Annotated in this window: 3 protein-coding genes; all 3 read left to right on the forward strand. The window is 61.4% G+C overall.

The features are described from left to right. Window positions 1-73: 73 nt before the first annotated feature. Window positions 74-1,858 carry a hypothetical protein gene (locus HKN06_00320; GenBank protein NNF59749.1) on the forward strand — a complete coding sequence of 595 codons (1,785 nt, stop codon included), beginning with the start codon at window positions 74-76 and terminating at the stop codon, window positions 1,856-1,858. Between the two features lie 163 nt (window positions 1,859-2,021). Next, window positions 2,022-4,163, forward strand: a complete 2,142-nt coding sequence (locus HKN06_00325) for a glycosyl hydrolase (GenBank protein NNF59750.1) — start codon at window positions 2,022-2,024, stop codon at window positions 4,161-4,163. A gap of 13 nt (window positions 4,164-4,176) precedes the next feature. After that, window positions 4,177-4,940, forward strand: a 764-nt coding sequence (locus HKN06_00330) for an MFS transporter (protein ID NNF59751.1), incomplete at its 3' end; no start/stop codon positions are given.

Below are 4,940 nucleotides of genomic sequence, written 5' to 3' on the forward strand. Positions count from 1 at the left end.
ATTGTGACAAAGAATCTCGGTCTGACCCCGATATTCGTGACCCCGATATTAGCCAGTTAACCGGAACGCGTTTGTGGCAAAAAAAACTGGTCTGACGCCGATATTCTTTCTTGCTGTCTTTATGGCCTGCCCAGTGCATAGTCTTGCGCAAGCGATTCCCGTCGAGTTAAAGCAGACTGACAAGGGCTGGCAGCTTTATCGCGGCGGCGAGCCTTATTTCATCCGTGGTGCCGGCGGCGACGGTGCACTGGAGCAGCTGGCAGCCGCCGGCGGCAATTCAATACGTACCTGGGGCGCCGGGGATCTCGACGCCCGGCTGGATGCGGCGCACGCGCTGGGTATTTCCGTCACCGTTGGTATCTGGCTCGGCCACGAGCGTCACGGCTTCGATTACAACGACCCCGAACAGGTACGGCAACAGCTGGCAACGGCGCGCGAGGCCGTGCTGCGATACAGGGATCACCCGGCGTTGTTGCTGTGGGGCATCGGCAACGAAATGGAAGGCTTCGAGTCCGGCGACAACCCGGCAATCTGGCAAGCCGTCAACGAGGTTGCCGCGATGGTCAGGGAGCTGGATCCGCATCACCCGACCATGACCGTGACCGCCGAGATTGGCGGTGGTCGTATCAGGGCGGTCAACGACGCGCCGGCGATCGACCTGCACGGTATCAATTCCTACGGTGGCGCGCCGTCGCTGCCTGAACGCTATCGCGCCGGCGGCGGCACCAAGCCGTATGTAATTACCGAGTTCGGCCATCCCGGGACCTGGGAAATTCCGAAAAACGAGTGGGGCGCACCACACGAACTGACCAGCACCCGGAAGGCGGACTACTACCGGCGCAGCTACCGGCAGGGCGTGCTGGACGCCCCCGGCCTGGCGCTGGGTTCCTACGCCTTTGTCTGGGGTTACAAGATGGAGGCAACGGCGACCTGGTTCGGCATGTTTCTGCCCGATGGTTCACGGCTTGGCGCTATCGATGCGCTGACGGAGCTGTGGTCCGGCAAGCCACCGGCCGATCGCGCACCATTAGTCGAGCCGCTGGTCGTCGACGGTTCGCCGCAGGTGAAACCGGGTGCGAGGGTGAGTGTTAAAGCGGCTGTCAGCGATCCCGAGGGCGGCGTGCTGCAGGCACACTGGGCGCTGCGTGCCGAGTCGGACGAATACATGACCGGCGGCGACTTCCGGCCGATGCTGCCGGATATTGAGGGCGCCCTACTTGAAGGCGATTCCGGCGGCGCAGTGCTGCGCATGCCGCAAGACCCCGGTCCTTACCGGTTGTTCCTGTATGTAAAAGACGAAGCAGGCAATGCCGGCACAGCGAATGTGCCGTTGCTGGTAAAAGGCAAGGTGCGCACGCGCTTTCCGGTTTACGTCTATCACGACAGCCTCGAGGGCATGCCGTGGGTGCCGTCGGGGTGGATGGGCGCGACCGATGCGCTGACTATGGACGGCGATCACACCGACAATTGTCATGACGGCAGTGCCTGCATACGCATTCATTTTGACGGTCCGGCCGGCTGGGCCGGTATTGCCTGGCAGCATCCGCCCAACAACTGGGGCGACATGGAGGGTGGTTTTGACCTGAGCGGTGCGAAGTACCTCGAACTGTGGGCGCGCGGCGAGTACGGTGCCGAAAAAATGAATATCGGCGTCGGTCTGGTGGAAAAAGACAAGCCGTACCCGGATTCTGGTAAAAAATCCGTGGATGGCATCGTGCTGGGCAGCGAATGGAAACGTTACCGCATCAAGGTCAGCCGGCTGGACATGTCGAGTATCAAGACCGGTTTTGTGATCGTATTCAGCGGCGCGCGGCGGCCGTTTACTATTTACCTGGACAGTATTCGCTTTGTGCGCTGAGCGCTGCAACAGGTATTTGTCGACGCGGGCCGATGCGGGCAAACTACGCGGCAATGACTCACGCTTCCGCGTGAGCTGCATAACAAAGACTGTGAATTGCCCAAGGACAGATTGATTGAAAGACCATGCTGTCGAGCGGCGCGTAGCCGACCTGCTGGCCCGGATGACCCTGGAAGAAAAGGTCGGGCAAATGAACCAGGTGCATACCGAGGGTCCGTCCGCGCCTGATCACCTGCGTCATGCGATCCAGTCAGGACAGGTCGGCTCGGTCCTGAACCTCGTCGATATTGGTGCTGTCAATGAACTGCAGCGTATTGCAGTCGAGGAGAGCCGGCTGGGCATCCCGCTGCTGGTCGGTCGCGACGTCATTCACGGGTTCAAGACGATCATGCCTATCCCGCTGGGCCAGGCGGCCAGCTGGAACCCGGAAATCGCGCGTGCCGGTGCCCGCGTTGCTGCGCAGGAAGCAGCAACGGTCGGAATAAACTGGACCTTTGCGCCGATGATCGACGTAAGCCGCGACCCGCGCTGGGGCCGCATCGCCGAGGGCTTTGGCGAAGACGCCTACCTGGTCAGCGAATTTGCCGCGGCGGCAGTGCACGGGTTCCAGGGGGCAGACCAGACCGCTGCCGGCTCCATCGTCGCCTGCGCCAAGCATTTTGCCGGCTACGGTGCCGTGGAGAGCGGTCGTGATTACGCAACGACCAACGTTTCCGAATACGAGCTGCGAAATTATTACCTGCGACCGTTCAAGGCTGCCGTGGATGCCGGTGTGGGCACGCTGATGGCCTCGTTCAGTGATATTAACGGCGTACCGGCAACCGCGAACGAGTTCCTGATGAGCCGGGTGCTGCGCGACGAGTGGGCGTTCGACGGTTTTGTCGTCAGCGACTGGGATTCGGTTCGACAGCTGGCCATTCACGGGCTGACCGAAAACGACCGCGAATCGGCCGTCGCCGCCGTGACTGCCGGGGTCGATATGGAGATGTTTGGCCAGTCGTACCTGCACCACGTGCCGGAGCTGGTTGCAGAAGGACACATCGATATCGCGACCATCGACACGATGGCGGCAAATATCCTGCGGGTGAAGGTACGCCAGGGTCTGTTCGAAAATCCCTACACCGACCCGGCAGCACTGCCCGGTATCGGCAGCGAGCACGCCCTGGACACGGCTCGCGAAGCAGCGCTGCAGAGCGTGGTGCTGCTGAAGAACGACAACGATGCACTGCCGTTGTCGGCGGAAAAACTGGAATCGGTTGCCATTATCGGGCCGCTGGCTGACGCACCGTACGAGCAGCTGGGCACGTGGATATTCGACGGTGACCGCGAGCTCGCTATAACACCGCTGCAGGCGATCCAGGACGGCTATCGCGACCAGCTCAGCGTTCGCTATGTGCGTGCGATGGAAACCAGCCGCAGCCGCGCGACGCACGCTTTCGATGAGGCAGCCAGCGTCGCCGCTGACTCGGATGTGGCGATCCTGTTCCTGGGCGAAGAGTCGATACTGTCGGGCGAGGCCCACTCACGTGCCAGCATCGATTTGCCTGGCGATCAGGCAGACCTGGTGCGTCGTGTGCGCGAAGCCGGCAAGCCGGTAATCGCGGTGATCATGGCAGGCCGCCCGCTGACGCTGACCAATATCATCGACGACGTTGATGCGGTCCTGTTTGCCTGGCACCCCGGCACGATGGGCGGGCCGGCAATTGCCGATTTGCTGTTCGGTGTAGCGTCACCGTCGGGCAAACTGCCGGTAACCTTCCCGCGCATGGTTGGGCAGATTCCTATCTACTACAACCAGAAAAACACCGGCAAGCCGGCGTCGGCGGAAACAATTGTGCATATCGACGACATTGACCAGCATGCGGCACAAACTTCGTTTGGCATGAGCTCTTATCATCTGGATGCCGGTCTTTTGCCGCTGTTTTCTTTCGGTCATGGCCTGTCGTACACGCATTTCCAATACAACAACCTCAGGCTCAGGGAGGCCGGGATTCGGCTGGGCGACACGCTTCACGTCAGCGTCGACCTGACCAATAGCGGCAAAACGGCCGCCACGGAGGTGGTGCAGCTGTACGTGCGTGATCTGGTTGGCAGCGTCACCCGGCCGGTGAAAGAGCTGAAGGGCTTCCAGCGGGTACACCTTGAGCCAGGTGAGACAGTCGTCGTGGAGTTTGCGCTGCATACTGACGCGCTGGCGTTTTACGGCCGCAAAATGCAACTGGTAACGGAGCCGGGCAGGTTTCACCTGTGGGTGGGCGGCAGTTCCGAAGCCGAACTGACCGGCGAATTTCAGATCGTCGAATAAAGGGGTACAGGATATGCAGCCGGGCACGCGTTTCACAGCGACCGTTGCGCTGATTGTTGCGCTCGGCGGTTTTCTAATGGGTTTCGATGCCTCGGTGATCTCCGGCGTCGTCGGCTTTATCGAAACCGAGTTCAGCCTCAGCAAGATTCAGCTTGGCTGGTCGGTCGCCTCGCTGACCCTGACCGCCACGCTGGCGATGCTGGTGGCGGGACCCTTAAGTGACCGGATGGGGCGCCGGCCGGTGTTGAAGATTGCCGCGGTTCTGTTTGCGCTATCGGCGGTCGCCTCGGCGCTGGCGCCGAATTTCATCACCCTGGTAATTGCCCGCATGATCGGCGGGCTGGGTGTGGGAGCAGCATTGATCATCGCGCCGATGTATATCGCCGAACTGGCGCCGGCGGCAGTGCGTGGTCGCATGGTGTCATTCAATCAGCTCAATATCGTCATTGGCATATCGGTGGCGTTTTTCAGTAATTTCCTGATCCTGAAGCTTGGTCAGTCGGACCTTGCCTGGGCTGAGTCACTGCGGCTGGGGGAGTGGGGCTGGCGCTGGATGCTGGGTGTGGAGGCGCTGCCGGCGGTTGTCTACTTTGCAGCCTTGCTGTTTGTGCCCGAGAGTCCGCGCTGGCTGGCTATGCAGGGCCGCGAAGACGAGGCGCTGCAAATACTGCAGCGGGCGAGCGGCCCCGACCAGGCCCGTGCCAGCCTGGCCGAGGTGCATGACAGCGTAACGGCGGGGCAGAACCAGAAAACGGTGCCCATTGGCGAGTTGTTCCG

It is taken from the genome of Gammaproteobacteria bacterium (genome assembly GCA_013003425.1).
In the GTDB taxonomy this organism is placed as follows: Bacteria; Pseudomonadota; Gammaproteobacteria; order Steroidobacterales; family JABDKV01; genus JABDJB01.

Excerpts from the sequence above, each read along its gene's own strand:
- HKN06_00325 (NNF59750.1), top strand. The coding sequence starts at position 2,022 with ATGACCCTGGAAGAAAAGGTCGGGCAAATGAACCAGGTGCATACCGAG.